This is a genomic window from Butyrivibrio hungatei DSM 14810 (assembly GCF_900143205.1).
GTDB lineage: Bacteria > Bacillota > Clostridia > Lachnospirales > Lachnospiraceae > Butyrivibrio > Butyrivibrio hungatei.
The window spans coordinates 73,268-97,051 of record NZ_FRDH01000013.1; the positions used below are offsets into that span (position 1 = coordinate 73,268).

General features: G+C 39.0%; 20 protein-coding genes. All 20 read right to left on the bottom strand.

Annotated features, from left to right (window positions below):
* Positions 1-2: 2 nt before the first annotated feature.
* On the bottom strand, positions 3-1,607 hold the full coding sequence (locus BUA02_RS13875) for a DUF6056 family protein (RefSeq protein ID WP_072705290.1): 1,605 nt from the start codon (positions 1,605-1,607) through the stop codon (positions 3-5).
* Complete coding sequence (locus tag BUA02_RS13880) at positions 1,607-2,725, bottom strand: NAD-dependent epimerase/dehydratase family protein (RefSeq protein ID WP_072705293.1); 1,119 nt, start codon at positions 2,723-2,725, stop codon at positions 1,607-1,609. Before BUA02_RS13880 ends, BUA02_RS13875 begins: the two co-directional genes overlap by 1 nt.
* 47 nt (positions 2,726-2,772) lie before the next feature.
* Positions 2,773-4,263 carry a sugar transferase gene (locus BUA02_RS13885; RefSeq protein ID WP_072705296.1) on the bottom strand — a complete coding sequence of 497 codons (1,491 nt, stop codon included), beginning with the start codon at positions 4,261-4,263 and terminating at the stop codon, positions 2,773-2,775.
* Positions 4,260-5,864: a hypothetical protein gene (locus BUA02_RS13890; RefSeq protein ID WP_072705299.1), complete on the bottom strand. Its 1,605-nt coding sequence runs from the start codon at positions 5,862-5,864 to the stop codon at positions 4,260-4,262. The genes BUA02_RS13885 and BUA02_RS13890 overlap by 4 nt, the downstream gene beginning before the upstream one ends.
* 26 nt (positions 5,865-5,890) lie before the next feature.
* Positions 5,891-7,300, bottom strand: coding sequence for a WecB/TagA/CpsF family glycosyltransferase (locus BUA02_RS16120; protein ID WP_242946515.1), 1,410 nt, complete (start codon positions 7,298-7,300; stop codon positions 5,891-5,893).
* 12 nt (positions 7,301-7,312) lie between these two features.
* Positions 7,313-8,410 carry a radical SAM protein gene (locus tag BUA02_RS13900; protein WP_072705302.1) on the bottom strand — a complete coding sequence of 366 codons (1,098 nt, stop codon included), beginning with the start codon at positions 8,408-8,410 and terminating at the stop codon, positions 7,313-7,315.
* A gap of 251 nt (positions 8,411-8,661) precedes the next feature.
* Positions 8,662-8,988, bottom strand: a complete 327-nt coding sequence (locus BUA02_RS13905) for a type II toxin-antitoxin system RelE/ParE family toxin (protein ID WP_072705306.1) — start codon at positions 8,986-8,988, stop codon at positions 8,662-8,664.
* Positions 8,981-9,238, bottom strand: coding sequence for a type II toxin-antitoxin system Phd/YefM family antitoxin (locus tag BUA02_RS13910; RefSeq protein ID WP_072705309.1), 258 nt, complete (start codon positions 9,236-9,238; stop codon positions 8,981-8,983). The genes BUA02_RS13905 and BUA02_RS13910 overlap by 8 nt, the downstream gene beginning before the upstream one ends.
* 73 nt (positions 9,239-9,311) lie before the next feature.
* On the bottom strand, positions 9,312-10,847 hold the full coding sequence (locus tag BUA02_RS13915) for a hypothetical protein (protein WP_072705311.1): 1,536 nt from the start codon (positions 10,845-10,847) through the stop codon (positions 9,312-9,314).
* A 16-nt stretch (positions 10,848-10,863) separates the two neighbouring features.
* Positions 10,864-11,388 carry a DUF6020 family protein gene (locus BUA02_RS13920; RefSeq protein WP_330393350.1) on the bottom strand — a complete coding sequence of 175 codons (525 nt, stop codon included), beginning with the start codon at positions 11,386-11,388 and terminating at the stop codon, positions 10,864-10,866.
* An 11-nt stretch (positions 11,389-11,399) separates the two neighbouring features.
* Positions 11,400-12,584 (bottom strand): DUF6020 family protein, encoded by a 1,185-nt coding sequence (locus tag BUA02_RS13925; protein WP_072705317.1) that lies wholly within the window; start codon positions 12,582-12,584, stop codon positions 11,400-11,402.
* Positions 12,581-13,246, bottom strand: a complete 666-nt coding sequence (locus tag BUA02_RS15975) for a hypothetical protein (protein ID WP_072705320.1) — start codon at positions 13,244-13,246, stop codon at positions 12,581-12,583. Before BUA02_RS15975 ends, BUA02_RS13925 begins: the two co-directional genes overlap by 4 nt.
* On the bottom strand, positions 13,246-14,496 hold the full coding sequence (locus tag BUA02_RS13935) for an AAA family ATPase (protein ID WP_072705323.1): 1,251 nt from the start codon (positions 14,494-14,496) through the stop codon (positions 13,246-13,248). The genes BUA02_RS15975 and BUA02_RS13935 overlap by 1 nt, the downstream gene beginning before the upstream one ends.
* A 131-nt stretch (positions 14,497-14,627) precedes the next feature.
* Positions 14,628-15,860, bottom strand: a complete 1,233-nt coding sequence (locus tag BUA02_RS13940) for a glycosyltransferase (protein WP_072705326.1) — start codon at positions 15,858-15,860, stop codon at positions 14,628-14,630.
* Positions 15,857-16,900, bottom strand: a complete 1,044-nt coding sequence (locus BUA02_RS13945; protein ID WP_083572777.1) for a polysaccharide pyruvyl transferase family protein — start codon at positions 16,898-16,900, stop codon at positions 15,857-15,859. Before BUA02_RS13945 ends, BUA02_RS13940 begins: the two co-directional genes overlap by 4 nt.
* 1 nt (position 16,901) lies before the next feature.
* Positions 16,902-17,561: a glycosyltransferase family 2 protein gene (locus BUA02_RS13950; protein WP_072705329.1), complete on the bottom strand. Its 660-nt coding sequence runs from the start codon at positions 17,559-17,561 to the stop codon at positions 16,902-16,904.
* Between the two features lie 6 nt (positions 17,562-17,567).
* Complete coding sequence (locus BUA02_RS13955; RefSeq protein ID WP_072705332.1) at positions 17,568-19,097, bottom strand: lipopolysaccharide biosynthesis protein; 1,530 nt, start codon at positions 19,095-19,097, stop codon at positions 17,568-17,570.
* Positions 19,098-19,119: 22 nt separating this feature from the next.
* Positions 19,120-20,094 (bottom strand): acyltransferase family protein, encoded by a 975-nt coding sequence (locus BUA02_RS13960; RefSeq protein WP_072705335.1) that lies wholly within the window; start codon positions 20,092-20,094, stop codon positions 19,120-19,122.
* A 25-nt stretch (positions 20,095-20,119) separates the two neighbouring features.
* Positions 20,120-21,997, bottom strand: coding sequence for a hypothetical protein (locus BUA02_RS13965; protein ID WP_072705337.1), 1,878 nt, complete (start codon positions 21,995-21,997; stop codon positions 20,120-20,122).
* A 12-nt stretch (positions 21,998-22,009) separates the two neighbouring features.
* Positions 22,010-23,773 (bottom strand): hypothetical protein, encoded by a 1,764-nt coding sequence (locus tag BUA02_RS13970; protein WP_207647723.1) that lies wholly within the window; start codon positions 23,771-23,773, stop codon positions 22,010-22,012.
* Between the last annotated feature and the right edge of the window lie 11 nt (positions 23,774-23,784).

Consider the following 23,784-nt stretch of genomic DNA (forward strand, 5'->3'; position numbering starts at 1 on the left):
CCTCATTCCTCTTCATTCTCATTAAATATATAAAGCTTATCTTTGTAGTAATAATCTGCCGTTACGTAATTTATCCACTCGCCTGCATCATATGTTATATCCTGGTAAAAGAGCATTTCCGGGCGGACAGTATGTGGCTCAAGCACAGCCTCTTTTACTGAATCATCCTTGAGAATAGAAAGTCTCTCCATGTTCTCTGCGCGATATTTGGACGCATCTCCACTCATTATATCATTAAGTGCCGATGTGGCACAGTAATAGTCTCTCTCAGGAATCACGCAGAGTTCAGAACCAAGAGCAATGAAGACTACGCATATTGCTATCATCATGGATGATGCATGTGAAAAGAGCTTGCTACCGTCCTTATTTTCATTGTTATCAGCTCCTGCAACACTGCTACCGTTGGCTCCCAGGATGTGCTGCCTCATCCACGCCGTAAAATAAAACATCACAAGGCTCATCATGAACACAAACTCAAAAAATGCCAGAGCCCTGAGTCTCCCTGCATCAAAGTTAGATACCGCATAGATTGGCGGTGTAACATTTGATGAAACCATAAGGAAAGCAAAAAGCCCAAACATGATCGGATGCTCTAATCTCTGTTTAAGCCCCTCTGCAAGCTTCCAGCAAATAGGAATAAGGAGTACAAAAGCTACCAGGATCTCCCATCTCAGCATCTGATTCATCATTACATCAAAGGTCGAATACAGTGATAAAAAAACTGCTTTTACAGGTCCAGTCTGATTAGTCTCCTGAGCTCTTGTGGCAATTCCTGGAGCAAAGCAGGCAAATCCAAAGCCAATAAGATTAAGTACTGTAGGAATCCAGATGTATCCAAAGCTCTTTTGCTGGGCATCAGATACGCCTTCCAACTTGAAGGAGCTCTTTTTCATGAATCTTATCATGATCAGTAGGAAAAGAGCTATCACTGAGCAGATTGCAAGTTCAAGGGCTGTAAGATAATTGGCTCCGCCCATGAAAAAGCCCCAGATGCTAGCCCAGATGAGCTTTCTTTTTCTGGATTTCTCGTCTTCATCGTAAATAGAACGAAGAAGAAGTCCCAGCCAGAAAAATGCCATTCCAAAGGTAAATGTATAGTTAATGGCTCCAGCGTACCAATAGAAAGCTTCTACGCGGATGCCTTCTCCGTGAATGCACTGAACCATTACTGTTAAAACGATCATCCTTACTATATTCGTAAGGTCTTTATCCAGCTTCCAAACTCGTACAAACAGGGCGTCAAAAAAGTAGCACACGCCGAAAGTCAGCATTCCTAGAATAATAAAGGGAGTCAGAACATAAAAGCCCTCACCGAATATTACAGGACAAATGCATGTTAGCATTATAGAAAAGAAGTATCCTTCATAATTCGAATACACATAATATGACTTCTGAAGCCATACTCCTAAGGTTCCAAGTAAATTACCTGTTTCTACAAAATAGTGATGAGGCTGCATAGCCATTGAGAAATCATCAGCTGACGGGAAATCATAGAATCCCAAAACAAGCATAGGAATAAGGCTCAGTACATATATGCATGTAAAAAAGATACTGAGCTTTTTGGCATCAAACTTAATATTCCACTTGGGAGTTTCATAACTAAACATTAACAGTAAACCTCTTTGTACCATTTAGCAAAAGCTCTAAGGCCGTCGCGAAGTGGTGTTGCTGGCTTAAATCCAAAATCTTCCTGAAGAGCTGTGACGTCAGCATAGGTAACCTCAACGTCGCCAGGCTGCATAGGAACAAGCTCCTTGTGAGCTTCAAAATCATAATCCTCAGGGAGAACTCCTGCACTTATGAGCTCCTGCTGAAGGATATCCACGAAATCAAGGAGATTAACAGGATCATTATTACCGATGTTGTAAACCTTGTACTTAACACCATTCTCATTTTCTGCCGGTGCCACCTGCATTACATTTACAACGCCCTTTACGATATCATCAACAAAAGTGAAGTCTCTTTTGCAATTACCATAGTTAAAAATCTTGATCTTGTCACCCTTTACAAGCTTATTGGTGAATCCAAAATATGCCATATCTGGTCTTCCGGCAGGTCCATAAACTGTAAAGAATCGAAGTCCTGTTGAAGGAATTCCGTAGAGCTTAGAATATGCGTGAGCAAGAAGCTCATTAGACTTCTTGGTTGCAGCATAAAGAGATACCGGATTATCAACCTTATCCTCTACGCTGTAAGGAATCTTCTTGTTGCTGCCGTAAACGCTGGAGCTTGAAGCATAAACAAGATGTGCAACTCCCTTGTAGTCTGCATTTGCATCAGTTTTAACTGCATCATAGGAGTGACGACACGCTTCAAGAATGTTATAAAAACCAATAAGGTTTGCCTCGATATATGCATCAGGATTCTCAATAGAGTAACGAACCCCTGCCTGTGCAGCAAGGTTTACGACTACTTCTGGTTTGAACTCCTTGAAGATATCATCGATAGCATTTCTATCTGCAATACTTCCACGCTCAAAAACAAATGGAGCATCATCCTCAGCGTATTTTTCTTCATCACCTTTAGTTGCAGATAACTCCAATACTTCCTTAAGTCTCTGCTCCTTAATCTTTGGATCATAGTAGTCATTCATATTATCAATTCCATAAATATGAATGTCCTTAAACTCTTTTAATAACTCTTTACACAGATTAGATCCAATAAATCCCGCCGCACCTGTTACTAATACTCTTTTTCCATTTAAATCAATATTCTTATCTAACATATCTACACTTTCTTGCCAATGTATCCCTAGCAAATATTACTTTTCTCTTATTTAGCTCCCTTGCCAAAAAGAACTACATAAACCGTCTGAAGCAGGATGCTGAAATCCTCTGTAAGGCTCCAGTTGTCGATGTACTTAAGGTCAAGCTTAACAACTTCGTCAAAATCCTCGATGTCGCTTCTGCCACTGATCTGCCAAAGTCCTGTAAGACCTGGTGTCATGGAGAGCCTACGTCTGTAATGCTCATTGTAGTGCTGGAACTCAGCCTCTGTTGGCGGCCTTGTTCCCACAAGGGACATATCTCCCTTAAGGACGTTCAAAAACTGAGGGAACTCATCAAGGCTGGTCTTTCTGATAAATGCTCCAACCTTAGTAACACGAGGATCGTTCTCCATCTTGAACATGAGACCCTTCATCTCGTTCTGAGACTCCAGCTCTTTTTTCCTCTCCTCAGCGTCTATGTACATAGACCTAAACTTATAGATCTTGAACCTTCTACCATTCTTACCAATTCTGGTCTGTGAAAAGAAAACAGGACCAGGAGAATCAAGCTTGATAGCAGGCGCAAGGAAAAGGGTAATGATTCCAGTAATGACAAGTCCTACCAAAGCGCCGATGACATCGATGATTCTTTTGATAAAAAGTCTCTTGTAGCTGGTCTTGTGCATGGTGTAGGTGATGACTGAATAATCAAGGAAGTCATCAAACTGGGTGTTGGCCTTGCCAATGCTAGGAAGCTCAAGATTGTAGTGGGTTGTAACGCCCATCTCCTCAAAGCCAAGGATGATATCCTGCATAGCTCTCTGAGGAATATTAGGTGTATTGATAAATACCTCGTCAAAAGGATCTGTTATAAGCCTTGATGTAAGATTCTGAATGCCTTCGTGGATGTGGATATCTCCGATGTACCACTCACCATCTGATTTCTTGGAAGCAGAGTCTTCTAAAGGCTCTTTGGTCCCGGACTTCTTGGCCGCATAACTCTCAAGAACCTTGTCTGCATCTGCACTGTAGGCCCTTACAATCTTGTATCCAACACCATCAGACTCAGCAAGGAGCTTGCCTATAGTAGCCTCCATAAGCTCTCTTTCAGCCACAACAACAACACGAACTGCGTTGGACGCGCTTGAAATGTGCCTTCTAAAGACATTTTTAAAAAGGATCCTCGCTACATAAGTAAGGACAATATCCATCCAGATAAAGTTACCAATAACAAATCTGGAGAGAATGCCCGACCACTGCAGAAAGTAAACGATAACAAGACTTGCAACCAGCATCAGTCCTACGTATTTGATAACTGCCATAAGTTCCTTGAAATATCCACGAATGATAAAATCCCTGTTCCAGTCAGCAAGGAAAACATAGACAGTACAAAACAGGAGAAAAACAACGCACACCATGTAGTGCAGTGTCTTGTCTCCGTAGTCTCTTTTACTATTAAATCTGAGCCATGTGGCAAATACGTAACTTACTATGATACATGCCATGTCGATCATCCACAGCAGGTATGTTTGAAGTGTTTTATATTTGTTACTCATACGTTAGCATTATACCTTTTTCTACGTTTATTTAAAAGAAGCAAACAGATCATGGCAAAAGCACCGCTCCACACGCCAAAACTAACGGCGCGCTTTTGGTATTCCATCTCCGCGATCTCCGGGCCAAACTGATACATAGGCACGGTCTCATCCACATAGCCAATGACAATATTGCCCCTGCCTTCAATCTGAGCAAGTTCAGTTTCGGAAATATACATTGGATCCATGCCAAAGCTTTCACCAGCTTCACTCTGCTCCCTGTCACCATAGAGATAGTCAGGAGTCCTAGTGGATGTTAGATAAAGAGTTGATGCCACAATTCCCACTACAAGCGAAATTGAGATTATAGAAAGTGTGGTCTTCATAAGCTCTGGATTAATATCCTGGAAGAAGCTAAGACTCTTTTCTGTGCACTCAGACTCAGTAAAGGTAGCGCCGCTTAGAGCTTCGTAAAGAAGCTGGCCCATGAAAACATATATGAAGTTCTTGAAACCAAGGTTGTATAAAAGAGGCTCCCACATGCCAAGAAACAGCATTCCCATGAGAACTGAAAGCTCTGCTCTCATATCTTTTTTGATAGCCCTGTTGATAAACCAGATAGTAAGTGCAGCTATCACCACAAAGGCCACAAGACCAAGCTGTAAAAAGAGATAAAGCTGAGCCATATCGATTCCGTAAGTCTTTAAATTCTCCTGAGGATTAACAAGCCTTATTCCAAAAAGAGAAATGTGGTTGTTACTCCAGAAATATCTGGCAAGAGAAAATCTCGTTGTGAACACTGTTCTATCAACAAACTCAAAAAGATCACCATCAAGTAAAAATGGCAGAACAATTGAAATAAAGCATACAAATGGAAATGAAATATATAGACAGATCTTTTCAAATATGCCAATCCCGCCTCTAAGGTACAGATACGCATTTATGAAAAGATATATGAAGCTAGCTAGTAGCCCTGTTCTGCTGCCTGAATACAGGAAAATATATACATTGAACATAAAGGCCATAACTGAAGCTAAGATAAGTACAAACCTAGACATCCTCTGGGTGTTAACGTCATGATTTCTCATAAGTGCCACAGTTAAAAGAAACATCAGCATCATGGTCAGCATCAGGACATTCATGTGCAGAGTGTTAGGATGTGCATAACCAAGAGCGTGCCTAAACATAAGCCCCACGCCGTCTCGTTCCTGTGGATAATATATTTCTGATGTGAGTCCAAAAACTCCAAGTAGGATCTTGGAGATAATGATGACACCTGCAACGATAGCTCCGCACCTTACAACTTTGATACTAGAGACGCCCTTCATTCCAAGCATCATGGTAAAGCAGACAAATAGCCCCTTTTCTCCGGTATGAAGATAGACAATTCCGCCAAGAGCCAGGAAAAGAGCCGCTACCACATATTCTTTTACCGTATGCTGAGTTACTATCATCTTGAGAACAAAGAGTCCAAGGCCCAGTACTAGGGAGATGTTATAGATGGTCATTCCTTCGTAAAGGCCTGCTGCCCTTGCTCCCACCATAAGCGCAAAATAGAGAAGGTATATACCTTCTCCCAATTGCCTTCTATCTGAAATTAGTTTTTTAATTGCATCTGCCATGAAATTCCCCCACAGTGCTAATTTAATTATTTTCTATTTGTCAGAAAATACCAGATAAACTTGCCATTTGTTACAAAGTATCTCTTAAAAAGTCTTCCCGGATCCTGAAATAGTCTAAAGAGCCACTCAAGGCCAATCTTCTGGATCCACTTAGGTGCTCTCTTAATAGTTCCAGCATGGAAGTCAAATCCAGCACCAACACCCATCATAACGCCGCCTATCTCGCCCTTATGAGCATTCATCCATTTTTCTTGCTTTGGTGCCCCAAGACCGATCCAGATAATATCTGCACCAGAGCCATTGATGAGGTTAACATCAGCTCTGTCCTCTTCCTCGGAAAGTGCTCTAAATGGTGGAGAGTACATGCCTCTAATGTCGATGCCAGGGTACTTCTTTAAGAGATTCTCTTTTAAGGCATCCAGAGTCTCCTGAGATGCGCCGTAAAAGAAATGTGAAAGCCTGCCATCCTGAGTATCCCTGAACATGTGCTCCATAAAGTCAGGTCCTGCCACACGCTCTGCCCCTACATAGCCCTTCTTTTGCTCAAGGGTTGCAATAGGTGTTCCATCAGGAAAAACAAAGGCTGCGCCGTTAAGGACATCCCTGTAACTAGCATCCTCTCTAGCCATAACTGATGTGTGCACGTTTGAAAAACAGATATATTCGCCAGAAAGCTCCTTGATATGACGCATCACATGAAGGACTGCCTCCTCGGTACGAGAAACTGCATAGTTGATACCAAATAAATTAAAACGCTCTGATCTTACAGAAGCAGGAATTGAAGCATAGCCGTTAATGTCTGAGATTATGCCTGAGCGAACCTGGTAATCAAGGGCTGTGGCACCGATGAAAGTGCGGATTCCTTCCCGGTCAAGTTTGCGGAGGAGATTATCATACCCCTCGCTTACTACATGAACTAGCACATCGTTGTAGGAACCCTGATGGTATTTAGCGATTACCTCAGCCGCGTCTTCGTCAGACGTAACTTCCAGAGTTTTATATTCTGCACTCAAGTCATGATTCTTAAGATAACTCTTCCTGCAGATCATCCTTGCCACAAATCCAAAGATTATGCTAAGGACTAAAACTCCAGCCACCACAAATCTTGATGACTGTTCACCGCGCTGTGTGGCATAGAGATAAAGAAGTCCAAGAACTATGAGGATGACCTTGCTCTTAACTACAGACATGAGGTTTTCTACTGGGTCCATTTCGAAGATAGATTTCTTCCTTTTATCAAATCCCAAAAATACCAACGCCTGCACCAGACACAAAACAATCAGAAAGTTGATATATAGTCCGTCATAAAATGTGGTCCAATACCTAAAGGTATCGCGATATCTTATAGCCAAGGTCGCAAAAAACGCCACTATAAGCGTCAGCTCATCTAGTACCAATATTCTCTTTGCAGGATAACGAATGCCTCGTCTATTCACGTCATTCTCCAATCACTTTTTAAGTCCATCATTTGCAACTGCATTAAAGTCGCAGGTACTGCAACTATCAAGCTGCTGCTTGGTAACCTTGCCGTCTCTAAGGTCACGAACGCACTTAAGCTCATACATTGAATAAGGCTTTTTCATGAAAAGAGCCTTGAACTTGTGCCAGATTACCCAAAGAGCAGGTGTCCAGATATACTTGTGCATAGCAGGTGAAACTGAACCAATCATCCAGCACTGTCTGTCGCAGTGACGAACTACGTTTCTAACGTGCTCAGCCTCTGGTGAATTCCATAGTTCGTCCCATGACTGTCTATTAAGATTTCCCATAACTTCTTTATCCTTGGTTCCGTTACATGGCATAACATCGCCGTAAGGATCGATAAAGAAGGTATCAAAACTCATGTCGCAGGGAAGAAGTCTCTTTTGACCATAAATATAGTTGATAAGGCCGTGGTTAAAGTATGCTCTAAACCACTTCTTAGGGCTCTTGGACTTAAGAAGCATGTTGATGAGCTTTTCAAAGTTCTCAGCAACCATAGGTCTGTCATGGATGATGTTCTTGGCCTCAACAAAGTAGAAACTGTTGTGGAGAGAGGCTGTAGCAAACTCCATATCAAGTTCATCTGATAACTTGTATAGCTCGCAGAGGTCAGGAGCGTTTCTATCCTGAACTGTCATACCAAAGCCAACATCCTTAAGTCCCATCTCGCGAAGCTTCTTGAGCGTTGTATAGCCCTTATTGAATCCATCAGGTAATCCCCTGATCTCGTTGTTGGTCTGCTCTAGACCTTCAATAGAGATGCGGATTCCCACGTCAGGGAACTCCTTGCACAGGTCAATTATCTTGTCGGTAAAAAAGCCGTTTGTTGAGATTACGATCCTATCGCTCTTTTTGCGAAGCTCTCTGACGATATCCTTGATATCTTCGCGGATAAATGGCTCACCGCCTGTGATATTAGTGAAATACATTGGAGGGAGTTTCCTAATAGTCTCGATTGAGATCTCGTCCTCCGGATTAGATGGAGCTTTGTACCTGTTGCACATGTTGCAACGAGCATTACATCTATATGTTACGATTACTGTTCCGTTTAATTTCTTTGGCACTTTTCATATCCTCTTTTAACAAAAACTAATTCGTAGCAAATTTCACAATTTATGAAACCCACTCCCATCGTATAGTTTACCATATATATAATTTTCTGTTTATAAAATGGCCAAATATTTTTAGAAATAGATAATAAAGCGTTAATTGTAATCATCATGGGAGGGTAGAATGTCCTCAAAGCCACAAAAAAGCACGACGGAGCGTGCTTCTTTGTGGTACTTAATATTGATTCTATATCATGCCTTTATGTCTAAATATTGTCTCGATTTTGAAGTGTATGTACAAAACGTCTTACTTCCATAATACGCTCGTTGCCTTCCGGAATAACTACATAATAGACAATATAGTTTCCGACATAGATTCGATAATATGGATAGTCCCTTTTCTTTCTTGATGGTACCGGCTCATATCCTTCAGGATTATTGTTTACTCGTTCGAGTATAGCATTTTCTACATTATTGAGTAGATTCTCAGCTGCAGAAGGGTTTCCTAAACGTGATGCGATATAAAGAACAGCAGCTTCAAGTTCTTCATAAAATAGGGGAAGATATCTTAACGTATATTTCTGATTAAGCATTTATTTTTCCCCTAATAGTCCCAAACACTTCATCATGTGTCAGCCTCGCATCCGTTGAAGCCGCTGCCGCATCAGCAACATCCATAATATACTCTTCGGGATCAGTCATTCTTGAATATGCATCCAAGCTAAGAACAACCATAGCCCCGTAACCATTTTTTGTTAAATACACCGGATCACCACTTTGGACGACCTTTTCAATATCTGCAAATTTATTTCTTAAATCGGAAACCGGTCTGATCTGCATCATATACATCGCCTCCATTATTTTATCATAATTTTATCATCTTCATGATAACACGGTCATATCCGTTTTGCAATTCCTAGAAAGTATATGGCTCTGAATCATATTCAACAGCCTCTTTGCCATAAAAGACTCTTGTGCCTTCCTTCCAGTCTGCAGCCCCGTGAGGGAAGAGGCAGTCAGGATCAACAGCTATAGGAGAAACATAAACAACCTCATCCTCAGCTTCTAATTTTTGGATATTAAGCGCCATCTGATATCCATAATACTCAGCAGTTCCATTCTGAATGCTGTGAATAGCACTTCCAGTTAAGAACTTTGACTGATTCTCTACAGTAAGAGCCTTGTAGGAAGTAACAACCAAGATTACTGAAACAACTGCTACGCAGATATTGAATATAGGAGTGTAAACTCTAACGCCCTTCTGATAAAGCCATCCGCAGTAATAGAGCACATTTACAAATAAAAGTAAGATAAACTCAAGATATACGTCATTAGCTACTCTAAGGACATTTAAATTCTCATCGATGTAAGGAAGCGAAACCTGTGCCTCACCAAGATATGCAAATGGTGCGTACAGAGCACATAACAGGCAATAGCTTGCAAGTGTCACAAGGCCAGGAAGTTTAAACTTAAAGTTTACACCCTCAAGAGCATTTTCTTTTACAAAGGCATACCAGATAACAGCCACCATTATGAGAATATATGCAACTGTCATGCCCCAGAAGTGTCTCTTGATGAACTCTGTTCCTAGGACAAAAGAGTTCCTAACAGTAATAAACACGCTATTATTGTGAGATCCAGCTGTGACCATTCTCTTAGAATTTCCCACAGCTCCAAGATTCACAGCAGTTCCAATGATATAAACGATTCCCATTGGAAGAGCACTTAATAGTCCGTCGTATTTCTTTTCCCCAAAGATAAGTTCATACAAAAAGCTCATGGCTGCAAGGATCACAATAGTTAAGAGGCCGCCAAATACAGTTACGTTGTTGGTACCTGCTGCCAGGAAGCCCACTATACTGATGAGTGCGCAGTGCAGAGTCTTTTTGGATGAATTTCTAAGGTCATGTACGTAATATATCAAAAGAGCTATAAACAGTACGAAGAGCGCATGCCCAAAGGTGTAGTGCACAGCACTATTGTACCAGGTGAAGGCTTCTGCCTTGCCATCTACTCCCTCTATACTCAGCATAACTGTGAACACATAGATCAGCCATTTTGCTGACTTGGAGGCACTAAATACCTTGTTAAAAAGAACTGTCACCAGTACGTAGTATGAGATCAATATTGATCCCAGCATAAATACGCCAGTTAAGTGATAGAGCTTAATGCTAAAGACCGCAGGCTGCAGGGCCATGAGGAAACATGAAGTATATGTTCCCTGCCATGTCATGTACGAGTCCTTCATAGTAGAAAACGCCATTGCAATTGTCTTAAACACATTGTGGGTGCTGACAAATACAGCTCTTGCCTCAGATGCGTAAGAGAAATCATCTGCCCATGGGTAGGCAAATTTGGATACCCAGATGAAGGGGATCAACAGGATGATAAGGGCCACCACTGAAACAATCGCTAAAACATTGATACTATTTAATCTTTTTCTACTATTCATTCTTTCTTATCCTTTTCTATTCACGGCACACACACGCCAGAAACAGAAAAGGAACACATAAGAAACTTGAATACGCATATCTAAACTCCGCAAATACCGGAGTAGCAAGCATTAGCGTCAATATATTTATTGCAAGAGGTAACGTCATTGCCACAATAACTTTATCTCCTCTTACAATTCCCTCATTCATCACTAACATGATAAGCCATGTTTGTAGGCCTATACATAGAAAAGGAATCAATAAAGGAATGCGTTGCCATAGCCACAGATATTCACACATAAGCCTGTGGATCATCTCAGATGGATACTCTCTGTATATGCCAAGGTCGTTTAAGACGACACCTTGTTCCCAACGCCAGTAGTTGTATCCACCATTCCAATAGCCTCTGGTCTCATCTATCCAAGCTTTTATGTATTCCAAAGGATGTTCCACACCCAATTCAATGTATAAACCAAAATATTCATTTAAATTGTCTTGCAGCGCCTTAACATCGCCATTTTCCCTAATATATTCCTTAGTCGGGTCCGCAAAGTAAGGCAGGTATACTTGTCTTAAGCCATCTCTATACCCCCCCCGAACAGTTTTTCGGCTATTTTATCTTGATTATCCGTTAATTCATATCCATCTACTATTACTCTGACAACTTGTTGCATAGGTACTCCTACTTTCTCCAGATAGTCAGGAGAAACTGCATTCAATTCATTTTTCATCATCGGTGTTATTGCTAAAGAAAAAACTGCTATAATCGACATGATCATCAGTTCAGCCTTCTTTTTATTCTTAAACATGATCGCAAATATTACAGCACATGCCAGAAATATCATCATTCCGTTATTTCTCAAAAGACATATTCCAAAAGAGCTTACAGAAAAAATTATAGAATCGCAAAGTGTTTTTTCTGATCTTGATAATCTATATACTGCCACTATAAAAAGTAAGATACACAGACTAAACAATGTATCTTTTCTCATAGATACAGAAAACTCAATGTTGTAAGGAAGTATAGCATAAACCACCTCTGTAATAACTGCGATTTTCTTGCAATTGCCACCCATCTCATAAATAGTCATAAAAAGATATGCAAAGACAGCTGCAACACACAAAATCTGGAACACAGAATAAGCCGCAACCCCAGCATTAGCTGAGCCAAAGATTTCGGCTCCAAATCCAAAGAACAGCTTAATCATTAACGTATGTGCAAGCGGATGGTGGTCTGAATATGCATTATCCCTGATCATTCTCAACTGATGAATTGCATCCGGAGATACTATTCCAGGATAATTAAAGAGAAATAAGATAAGCAGGTAAAATACAGATATACCTGTAAATGAGAGCCAGAAGAATCTGGCTAGAGAAACTTTCTTCTCATTACCTTCTGAGATTACTACCAATCCTTTATCAACTATTTGATGCCCAAGTTCAAATACACTTGTGTAAACATAGACACCGCCAAGTATCATGAATACAGCTGACACTCCAGTATAGAGAATATAAAACGCCTTACCCGTTCCCTCATAGAAGTTTAGCACTGTCTCGTAATTTGCTAGTACCACCATAAGTGAAAACAGACTTCCAAAAAGCCCAGTGCTTTTTGCTGTTTTATCAGCAAGTTTCTTACTAAAACTAAAAAGCGCAGCACCACCCAGAAGCAGGTAAACCCAATAGTAAGAATCGGTATTAACCAGTACCATGAGCCAATATATAATTGTTATAATCTTAAATACATTCTTTTTCATTCTTCATCTATTAAGCCATAAACATCAGGATACAAATCCTTATTCTCACGGATGTAGCTTCTCTTGAAAGCGGCGTACTCCGACTCTCTACTCAATAAAGCTTTAAGAGTATCTTCGTAGTCTTTATTACTTGAATCATCGATGTAGTTATTTATAGCGTTAAACAACAAATTCATTTGAATAAAGACGCCCTTTACTCTATTGTCACAAGCTGCTAGTCTGATTCCAGTATTTGTCAGATTGTAAACATCATTTAGCAAATCTGCTGTCACCTTGGCTGATCTCTTTTTCTTATTCACAGGCTCAATCTGAATACTTTCATCAGCTGCAACAAAAACCAAAAGTTCTTCGGGATCAACCTTACAGCAATCAATGATATTTTTGCTATAGTAATATTTGTTTTTTACATTATTGCAATGTCCACATGACCAAAAAAGATTATTCCAATCATATTTTCTTTTTAGATTTTTACCATTTTGATGTGGTAATCTGTGCTCTACCTCTGGATCTTGAAGTCCCTTAGTTTCGCACAAATAGCATTTATCATGAAAATCTTCTCTCAGCCTATCTATTACGTCTTCTCTTCTATAACTGCCCTTCCCCTTCTTTTTTGCAATTTGAAGAGACTTAGGTGCTGGTTTACTTCTCTCTATCTTAACCATTATTTCTTATTCCTTGCCTTAAACTCTAGCTTTAACCTTTTATACTCTGTCAAAAAAGAAACAGCTAAATAATCTGGAATTTCATCTAAATAAAACTCAAGTTTAGCTTTTCTTTCCAAATCAGAGTTTGATAATTCATTTTGTTGAAGCAGCTTTTTGTACTCTTCAAATTTGTCCCTTAAATTCTTGGATAACTCATCCGCTTTAAAGTAACTCTCTACAATACCGCTATATGGCACATTTGAAAGACCATTTTCAACGTATGTTCTATTTTCAAGATCGTAAATTACAGCATTTTCAACGCTTCCAAGAATAAATGGAGAATGCGTAGATACAACAAACTGTACATTAGGAAACATCGCTGTTAACAATTTCATTACTGTTCTCTGAAGTTCCAAGTGAAGATGTGTTTCTATTTCGTCTATCAAAACAATACCTGGCATATCATATTTGAAAGTTCCGCCAGTGTACCTTTCCATTCTGATCATCAAATCAACAGCAATATCCAATACTGCTGCATAACCATCTGAAAGCGTATTAAAGTCAAATGGTTCTTTACCATCTTGATGAATCGAAAAAAGGAATGTTTCTTCATCAAATACGAGCTTCGTTGACTCGTCTTCAAAAACATCTTTCAAAAAATCATCAAATCTTTCAAACCACTTATATATATCATTAGCCCTTGCTACTCTACCTGAATTAAGAGCAAGTGCTGCTGTCATTTTCATATCAAGAAGATACTTGATGAAGTCTTTTCTTGGCTCATCATCAACAGAATAGTAGTTTTTAAGCTTCACCTTCTCAACGCTTTTTGGAACAATTGAGGAAAAGACTCTGTTTGCTCTGTAGTATGCGACAATATACTCATTATCCATGAAGTAAGCGTTCATATCATCATATGGCTCTGAAAAAACTATCGTCAGACCATGTTTTGCAGATTCTAACTCGGCATCGGCATTTTCAAGTCCTTGCCTTGTTTTTTCTAAAGTACTGAGAGAGGCATTCTCCATCTGCGCTTTTTCATAATTACTTCTATTCAATTTAATCCAATTTTCAAGTTCTTTATATCCGTCATGCAATGCCAGGTATTCTATATGCCCTGCCATTGCGTCTAGAAGACTGGTTTTACCGCTTCCATTCTTACCAGTAATCAATATATGCTTTTTCTCTTTGTCAGATACTTTAATATCGATGTTCTCTAAATTTCTAACTTTATCAATATGTATATTCTTGATGTATAAATCGAACATCCTGCTCCTCCGCATATTTCATTCATTATCAAACATTATCACTTAACTAATACATATATAGTATATCAGACTATGCTCAATCCGTTTAGTTTACACATTTATGCTGTTTTATTTTATACTTGTGTACTGGTTTACCCTATAACCCTATAATACTCTTCCAAGCACTCCACGTTGCCATAGTTCTTGCTCATATCAATCACCATATCCTCACTAAGTGCCGTCTTAATTGCCTCAGCCACAGCCTCTGGCTCATACTCCACAACCTTAATAGGATAATCTCCAACCTGATCCATGATAGTGTCGTACTTAGTAGCTACAATCTTCTTGTGAAGAATCTTGGCTTCATCAAGTACTACAGACTTTCCTTCAAAAAGAGACGTCTGAACTATAACATCCGCCCCCTTGATATATGGATATGGATTAGATCTGATGCCAAGAAGCTTAACAGTATCCTGAAGTCCAGCTTCGGACACCTTAGAAACTAGCTCCTGCCTCAGTTCTCCATCCCCAAGCACAAACCAGTTAAAAGAAACACCTTTATCCTTGAGAGCCTTAGCAATAGGAATGATCCTGTCAAAGGCTTTCTGCTGAGTAAGTCTGCCGATGGATAAGAGCACATGCTTTCTAGCATTCACACCCCCATTATCATCCTTATGGACGTCACTACCCTCCGCATACTTCTCCGGCGTAAACTCCTCTGCAAACTTCTCAATAACTTCCACCGAATTGATATTAGGTAATTCCACAACCTTATCTGCCAGCTTAGGGAAATTCTTCTTTAGCACATCCACGCACTTATCAGAGATGGTAACTATATTATCAAGCCCGGCAAAGTACTTCTCATCAAAATCCCTGTCACCGGCAATCTTCTCATAGTCATTGTGGATCCAGCCAATCTTCCTGTCAGCGCTGACCTTATCCACAAGATAATAAATAGGTTCGCCTTCGAGATAGGCCATAGCACAGTCGTAGTGACCAGTCAGTTCCTCGATGACCTTGCTGTAGGAATTTTCCCATCTCTGCTGCTCTGCAGTAGGACGGTCCAGCTTCTTTATCTTCTTGTAGTAGAGCGTTGACCAAACTCTTCTAACAACAAAAGGAATTCCATGCAGGAAATCTCGATGCAATCCATCAGATGCCGTACCAAGCGAGAACTTCGCCATATTGTACATGTAGAACAGAACCTTATCCTGCTCCAGGATTCTCACATCCTCAGGTACATACTTAAGAAACGCTCCTTCCCTCTTTAAAAGAAGCAGGTCCACCGTGTACCTGCTCCTATCATATGAACTCAAGAAATTTATTAAGCTTCGCTCTGCGCCACCTGCATCAAGCTTGGTGGTGATTATCAAGAGACTCTTCACTTTCGCTCATCTCCTTTAAACTGATCCTTCCACCTCTTGATATTCTCAGTTGGTAAAAGAATCTCCGTCTTAACTTCACTATTTATCATGCCTTCCAGCTTATCTGACACATCTTCACGAGAAATGATAGGAAGATTAGTATCCTTTCCCATTTCCTTGGCTCTATTGTCGATAGCAACGATAATAGTCCTATGTCCCAGATTTAAAGCATGGATTCCCGCATGAAGTCTTGTGCCCACAAAATCTAAATTACTCTCAGATTCCAGCACCTTAGTATATGCCTCATAGGTTGAATCAATCAGTTCCAAAGAACTCACATCACAGATAGATTCTAAATATCCTCTGTCCTTCTCACCCTGAATCCACACATAGACCTTCTCATAATTTTTCTTAAGGATATCAAGCATCGCTCTGTCACTGTCAGGATCTTTGTTGTAATCCGTAATAGTTGTTACAACTGACTTGCCCTTACCAGTAGGAATTGACCCACAGTGCTTCTCATCAAGTCTCCACATAGTTGGGCAAGCTGTGAAAAGAACATTATTATAGCCAAAGGCTTTTAACTTCTCGTAAGTATATTTATCTCTAACAGAGTGCACCAAATCATTTGAAAAAATTTCATCAAAAATCTTCCTGGTATATCCAGAAAGCTCTCTATCCTCGTAGTATTCCCAACCAAGGCCAAGGCCTACTACATTACTGATAGTCTTGCCTGCACCAAAGGGCATCTTCCACATGCTATGTTCCTGCATGTTGGAGTAGAGGATATTAGTTCCGCAAAAGATTGATAAAGGAGCCCTCTTAATAAACTCAGATACAGCAGGTCTCACATGGGTTGGAACATACTGCCTCTTAATATCTGTGCCAAACACCTCATCAAGAATCAGGTTGCAATAATGCATGATGATGTAATCTCCTGCATTATCACTGCCCACGCTGGTATCAAATACGCGAATCATGTCTGTCTCTACAGACTCTCCCACTGGGAAGTTATATGCTACCACATTTGAAATTGTATTAATGCACTTCCTAATTCCCATATCAGTCTAAGTGATCGATGATCTCAACCTTGCCGGTTGTAAACCACTTCTTCACTTCCTCAATATCGATACCCATTCCTGCGGCATGCTTGAAGCCCTTACCGGACTTACCGCCGTAGTGATGAATCTTGTTCTCATGGTCTCTTACTGAAACGATAGACTTGCCCTCTTTGAGAACCAGGCTCTCAAGCTTAGTTACACCCCAGAACCAGGCAAACTCCTCGTCCAGCTTGTACTTGTCGTAAAGCTCTCTATTTATCAGCATGCAATAGCCATCTGCCCTTATAGGCTCTGTCTCTACAACGCCATAAGATGAGATACCGCCCTCAGCAGGATGGATAGAAACAAGCTTAGAAAGCCAGTCGTCAGAATTGATCCTGACATCACTGTTAAGGAGCAGTATCATATCTGCATCCTCTGAGCACATGGTACTTGCGATATTATTTCCCTTGGCAAAAAGAGAATTCTCAGGATTTAAAAACAGCTTATCAATGTATCCTTTAGATTCAAGCTTTTTTAATAACCTCTTTGTCCAAAACTTAGAAGCGTTATCCACAACGATAAGCTCGTAGTCTACGCCTGTAGTTCTCTTTACGGTTTCTACGCTCTCTTTTACATACTTTGGAGCATTATGTGTAAGCATCAAAATACTAATCTTCATCTAAAATTATGCCTCTTTTTTCTTTTTCAAAAATCTAAATGCCACGTCCCTCAGCATCCTGTAGCCTTCAGTCTTCCTGTAGATAACAGCAACCGAAACCAGTGTTATAAGTCCAATGACAACTGCCTCTGCAAAAAAGACAAAGTAGCTGGTCATGGCAATATTAGATAATATCCACTTAAACAGTATAATATACAATATCGTAAGTGCCAAATTAAGTGCAACCGGCACCATAAACCTTGATAATCCCTGGTCAAAATAATCTTCGAACAAGATCTTTGGTTCATACCAAAAGTAGGTAGATACTCTTGAAATAGCAGAAGCTGCCACAACTCCGCCAATTCCAAAATAGATTCCAAGGACAATTGAAAGGATGATATTAAGCACAGCACATATAGCCATGATGTACTTGGTCTTAAGGTACATTCCCGTGGCCTCTCTAAAAGACCAGATAGGATGGACCACGCCTCCAAGGTAGAAGTTAAGGATGATTGCCCAAACTGTCAGAGTATCCAGCATGTACTTTGGTCCAATCCACAGATGGATAAAGTCCTGGATCAGCACGCCAAAGCATACAGTTGAAATAAAAGTAATGATAAGGCTGACACTCTGCATCATCTGGAAAACTTCGAAGGCTTTTTTCTTGGACTCTTTGGCTATAACATTACCAACGCTGGCGGTAACTGATGAATAGATAATGTCCACAAAGACCATGATAGAGTTGGCAATCAAAAGGTAGTTGGAATAAAAGCCCACAAACACCGTGCCAATGATCTTGGAAATAATGATGTTGTCAGTTCCACTAAGAAGAACTCCCGATGACTTGTACAGGAACATAGCCTTAACGTTGGAGAACACTTCATCCTGTTCAGACTTTTCAAGGGCTTTTGGCTTTTCTTTTAGATATGGATAGAGCTTGTCTGCCTCCCTTGAGATAAAGATATTCTGGAAAAATGTGCAGAATACAATAACAGCAAGGTAAACAAAGTAGTTCCTGGTAATCACTAGTAGCGTGATCTGAAGCACATGCTTGATGATATTGAATATAATGTTGAACCTGTAGACCACAAAGTTCTTTTGATCAGCTGTAATAAGCGATGACTTGTATACAAAAAGATATGACGCCACCGTATTAAGCACATAGATCAGGTAGTAAATCTGCAGATGCTCGATCTCAGTCTCAGTGTTAACAAAAAAGTCCAGGAAAGGCGTCAGGGCCACACCCACAACAAACACAACTGCGGCAATATAGGTGTACATCTTCCTGTAAAAGCCAATAAGACTGGAAATCTTGTCCTTGTCATCCTCAGCCAGGGGCTTATAAAAGCTATACGCCATAGACACACCAAGTCCAAGGTCCGCCAGAGACAGCATCATCAAGATATCAGAAAAGAGCCCACTTACACCAAGGAGCTCATCTGACAGGAACATGATGAATACTGTTCTGTTTATGAAATTAAGGATGATAAGTATAATTCTGCTCAGCACACCATAGAAAGCGTTGCGAAGGGAATTATTAACTCTACTGGAATTCATGAAATATTAGACTCCTAAATACTCACTTACTAACTTTTGTTTCTAACGCCAGGAACAATCCATATAATTTGCCACATATATAATCAATTATTTTCTGAACTGGAATAGATAATAACATAATTGTAATCAACGTCAGAATCATGCTCTTTCCATATCCAAGTCCATGCTCAAAGAAAAATCTTCCTGTCAAAATCAGAACTACCATGTGAATGATATACATAGCCATGTAGTTTTTTAGGAATGGAATCTTAGCAATAGCATCTAATAGCCTATTACTTTCTTTCCTAGGTGAAAAAGCAATTACAGTAAAGCATGCAGTAAGCACATTAATAATGTAAATCCAAAGCGATTCATCATAAGCACTCAACAGATAATTTGCTCCCCAAGCAGCAAACAAGATTCCCACTCTAAAGAATATGCTATTTGTAATCGTTTGATATGCTTTATTATCTCCTAATAAAGTAATCAAATAACCGCACAGACACGCAGCCACAAAAAGCTGTCCAATTACAGTAAGAAATACCATTTCAAATATAACTGTGATAAGATCTGCTTTCCCTCTACTATTAATCTGAACTAAGATACTTCCCAAAAAGAAAGCCTGCATACACCAGTATGGAGGAAAGATCTTTCCTCCTATGATCAACGATTGTACAATCACATCTTCAAAACCAATTGGAGCAAAAATATCTGTAAAGCTTCCAAGTCCAAAATATATTAAATTGATAAATGCCCCTGAAATGAAAAAATAGATATATCTTTTTAATATCCAATTTCCAATTCTTTCTTCTTTTACTTTTGAAGCAAATATGCCAAGTACTATTGCAAATATACACACATGATACTTTCCCATATCAAATATTTTAAGAAAGAGATCGTATATCATATTATGCCTAATATAATATTCACCGTATGTTCCCAGAAAATGCCCAGCACAAACGCTGATAAATGCTAGTATTCTAAGCAAATCATATTGAATAAATCGTGCTTTTTTCATAGGTCGCCAAACTCCCAAAAAATATTTATGAAATTAATTTGAGCGAAACCTTTTTTCCCTCCCTCTCTACTTCATAAACGCTCTTTTCTTTTATTTCATCTGGATTATCAAATAAAGTTCCATATTTTAGCTCGAAATCATCATCTATAGACTGAATATAAACATAATTATACTTCTCAGCAATTTCGTTCGATAATTCTTCTACAGTACATTCAATCGGTCCATTATTATCATTCATCATATCATATATAAAGTTTGTTCTAGCAGGAAACATCGTGTAGAAAAACTCTCTGTCAGAATATCCATAAACAGGTTCTTCATCAATAAAGTAAATCATATCTCCGCTATTAATTTCTACGCCTGCTTTTTCAAAAGCGCTATAATCTCCAGCATAATGTTTAAAAAATATCCCTCTATAAAACTCGCTAGCATTAGAAATTAAAAGCAACAGAATAAAAGCCACTAAAACATGCAGATATGATGATTTTTCATTGTAAATAACAAGTGCCAAAAAAATCAGGAATATAACTACTATTTCCCAAGGTATCAAGTACCTCTGAATAAGGCCTTCGATATAGTCTCTATATGGGCCAATAGACTTAATATGTATTGTGAGCATTGCTAGCAAATAAAGACACATACTGACAACTGTAAAAAAGGTAATATAATTAATCTCCAAATATTTACCTCTTTGGTACTGTTTGAGATATGCTACAAACAGTAAAGCAACCACCATGAATATTCCATAAGATAAAATAATATGGTCTCCAGTACTTTTAATTGTAAATAAATCTTCACATAGCCTAGCCATCACTGCGTAACTATATGCGCCAATTCTGCCAAGATAGCCCACACAAAAAATAAAAACAGCACCCGCAACTGCAAAAGCTTCCACTATTATCACGATTTGTTTTGTACTACCACGTAATTTAATTGTTTTTTCAAACACCACATTAAGAAACATAGCACCAATCAAAGCTATGATAGGTACAAGGAATATTCCCTGCTGGAATTTAAACCAAGATAAACATACTAAAGATGAGGCTACTGCATATCCTCCCAAGTAGACATACCATTCTGTCATCTTCTTTGAATAAATTGCAGTTATACACACTATCGCCAGTGCTGCAAACAAAAAGCCTAATCTCTTAGATAAGCAAATAGCAAGCAAACTTGCTAAAGCAGACACATAATATAATTTGTCTTTTGTCTCAATATGCGCTAAGACATTCTGCATAAAATAACACAAAAGCAAAGCAATTAGCCCATCTGCAAGAATATGGTCAAATCCTTCCAATCCTGATAACACATGAAAAAGTGGAAGAAGCACCAACATCCCCAGAAACTTTGGAGCAGTCATTTTAGACTTAACATGCGCAAAAACAGGAAGTAATAGTGATATTTTTAATACTGAATTGCCAAAGAAAGAAATACTATCAGAATACTCCCTCCAGGTCATCATAGAAAAATAATTAATCAAAGGCATAAATGGCGGATGATCTCCAGACATAGCAGTAGCATTATCAGAAAATAGTTTTTGAAAATAATAGTATCCCTTTGCCATTAATCCCCAACAATAAAATTCATCGGGATGATTTAAGCATCTATTGTGACTATAATAGAAAAAAAATACTAGATATATACAGAATGCTAAGCTTCCCCATGTCAGCAACGAAGTCCTTACATTTTTCCTATCTTTGATCGTCAAATAGATAAGATACCCAAGTGATACTATCATAATGCCTATAGTAAAATATAATCCTAATGTAAGGTGTCCCATCAATCCAAATGCATAAATCAAAAGAATAAACAACAATAGCGATAGCGCTATCATTTCTTCAATTTTCTTATGAAATTTTATAGCAAGCACTGCTGCCAATATAGCTCCACCAATAATTCCCATAGTTTCTCACCTTTAATATGTTATTATCTTTCCGCCATCATAGCTCACTTTATATATTTCACCTCTAACAACGTCTTCAGGGTTAGCAAATATTCCGCTATATTCCCCTATAAAAGCGTTATCTATATTCATAAAATATACGTAGTCGTAACTTATAATCCACTTAGTAAGTTCTTCACATGAATATTCTCTACTGAGCGTATCTTCTTCACTCGTAGCTTTCCCCGGATAAGCAAATCCCATTTCTCTTGGATAGCCATAATAATTAACTGCATCCTCAGCAATAACATTTTCTCCACGTATAACAACAGCAACCGTCTTATCTTCTGGAACGATATTACAAATGTGATTTGCCTCATTTAAATAAAGAGCTTTATCTCCTGATAGAATACCTGGAATAATCTGATCATAATCCAAAAAGAAAAATGCATTCTGCAAAAATACTATTCCTATCGCAGGTATAACTATTGTTTTTTCCTTTGAAAAGTAGAACACTATCGCTACTGCCAGAAATACAGCTGAAATAGCAAATGTACCCATATATCTGTCATAGCTTGCCAGTTCCCTTGCTTCATATTCACTAAAGCCTGTCATATATAGATAGTACATCAAAAAACCATACGCTAGTCCAGCAAGAAATATCCATAGCGCAGATATACGAATTTTTCTGATATAGTCTCTCTTCTCACCCATGTAGGAGTATAGCAAGAGCAAAGCAACAATTAGTAAAATCAGCTGAACATACGGTATCCGGCTAACCAAACCGCGAGATATCAATGCTGAAAGGTAGCTTTTCTCAACATCATTCTGCCATGCAATTGTTCCGTCATGAGCAAGCACTATAAGTAGCGAAGAAATTCCATGTGCTCCATAGCTCTGTCCTCCGCTAGATTTGCCAAGAAAAGTCTGAGCATAAACATTATACATTTTCCATGTAGCCAGCGGAATAAACGTCAACACCGCACTAGCTCCTATAACTTTAGAAACAGTATGTGATACTCGCACGCTTTCCTGATAAAAAATCATGTATACAGCATAGAAAATTACTATCATCGGCAAAAATGCTAACGCCGTCATCTTTGATAGAATCAAAATGGTCATAGCCAATGTAGCTTCAAACAGCGTATATATTGTTCTTTCACCTGTGATGACAATCCACATGCAATAGAATACAAGTACACCATAAATGTAATCTTGATAGATTGTATGGTAGAAAAGTAATCCCGAAAAGAATAGTGGAATAGTAAGTGTTATAAATGTCTTTACAGCAACACTGATTGGCTTGATATGTTCCTCACGTCTGACAGTTCTGGTAATCATAGGAAGTAGCATGCTCACCTGTAGCATCTGTATTCCTCTATATGCATTTGCTTCACTTAGCCTAAGAGAAAGTTTGCACCATAATGCTTCAAACAAAGTGATTGCAGGCACATAATCTTTATGATAAAACGGAGCTGGCGAGGTAACATATAAAGCATCTAATCTATAAGTTTCTCTAAGAAAATTACCCCAGTGCATAAACTCATCTACTGAGTGGTAATGTTTTCCCATGTTTATAGTATAAATCAACAAATAAACTATCACAGCTAACACGAATTCAGGATAACAATCCTTCATCTTGCTATGTAATATAGACCATGACCTATTCTTAAACATAAAAAAAGCATAGCTTGAAATCGCTAATACTATACCTATCACAATTCCTAAGCTAACACTGTTAATCACCATACCTGTAAATAACATCAAAAGCATCTGTATACAAAAAGCTGGTGCCATGCTCTCTGCAT

What these genes read in the sequence shown, in the direction of transcription:
- BUA02_RS13915 (WP_072705311.1), bottom strand. Translation starts at nt 10,847, where the DNA reads ATGAATAGTAGAAAAAGATTAAATAGTATCAATGTTTTAGCGATTGTT.
- BUA02_RS13965 (WP_072705337.1), bottom strand. Translation starts at nt 21,997, where the DNA reads ATGGGAATTATTGGTGGAGCTATATTGGCAGCAGTGCTTGCTATAAAA.
- BUA02_RS13880 (WP_072705293.1), bottom strand. Translation starts at nt 2,725, where the DNA reads ATGTTAGATAAGAATATTGATTTAAATGGAAAAAGAGTATTAGTAACA.
- BUA02_RS13945 (WP_083572777.1), bottom strand. Translation starts at nt 16,900, where the DNA reads ATGGGAATTAGGAAGTGCATTAATACAATTTCAAATGTGGTAGCATAT.
- BUA02_RS15975 (WP_072705320.1), bottom strand. Translation starts at nt 13,246, where the DNA reads ATGGTTAAGATAGAGAGAAGTAAACCAGCACCTAAGTCTCTTCAAATT.
- BUA02_RS13910 (WP_072705309.1), bottom strand. Translation starts at nt 9,238, where the DNA reads ATGATGCAGATCAGACCGGTTTCCGATTTAAGAAATAAATTTGCAGAT.
- BUA02_RS13935 (WP_072705323.1), bottom strand. Translation starts at nt 14,496, where the DNA reads ATGTTCGATTTATACATCAAGAATATACATATTGATAAAGTTAGAAAT.
- BUA02_RS13970 (WP_207647723.1), bottom strand. Translation starts at nt 23,773, where the DNA reads ATGGCACCAGCTTTTTGTATACAGATGCTTTTGATGTTATTTACAGGT.
- BUA02_RS13960 (WP_072705335.1), bottom strand. Translation starts at nt 20,094, where the DNA reads ATGAAAAAAGCACGATTTATTCAATATGATTTGCTTAGAATACTAGCA.
- BUA02_RS13890 (WP_072705299.1), bottom strand. Translation starts at nt 5,864, where the DNA reads ATGGCAGATGCAATTAAAAAACTAATTTCAGATAGAAGGCAATTGGGA.
- BUA02_RS13905 (WP_072705306.1), bottom strand. Translation starts at nt 8,988, where the DNA reads ATGCTTAATCAGAAATATACGTTAAGATATCTTCCCCTATTTTATGAA.
- BUA02_RS13875 (WP_072705290.1), bottom strand. Translation starts at nt 1,607, where the DNA reads ATGTTTAGTTATGAAACTCCCAAGTGGAATATTAAGTTTGATGCCAAA.
- BUA02_RS13885 (WP_072705296.1), bottom strand. Translation starts at nt 4,263, where the DNA reads ATGAGTAACAAATATAAAACACTTCAAACATACCTGCTGTGGATGATC.
- BUA02_RS13950 (WP_072705329.1), bottom strand. Translation starts at nt 17,561, where the DNA reads ATGAAGATTAGTATTTTGATGCTTACACATAATGCTCCAAAGTATGTA.
- BUA02_RS13955 (WP_072705332.1), bottom strand. Translation starts at nt 19,097, where the DNA reads ATGAATTCCAGTAGAGTTAATAATTCCCTTCGCAACGCTTTCTATGGT.
- BUA02_RS13925 (WP_072705317.1), bottom strand. Translation starts at nt 12,584, where the DNA reads ATGAAAAAGAATGTATTTAAGATTATAACAATTATATATTGGCTCATG.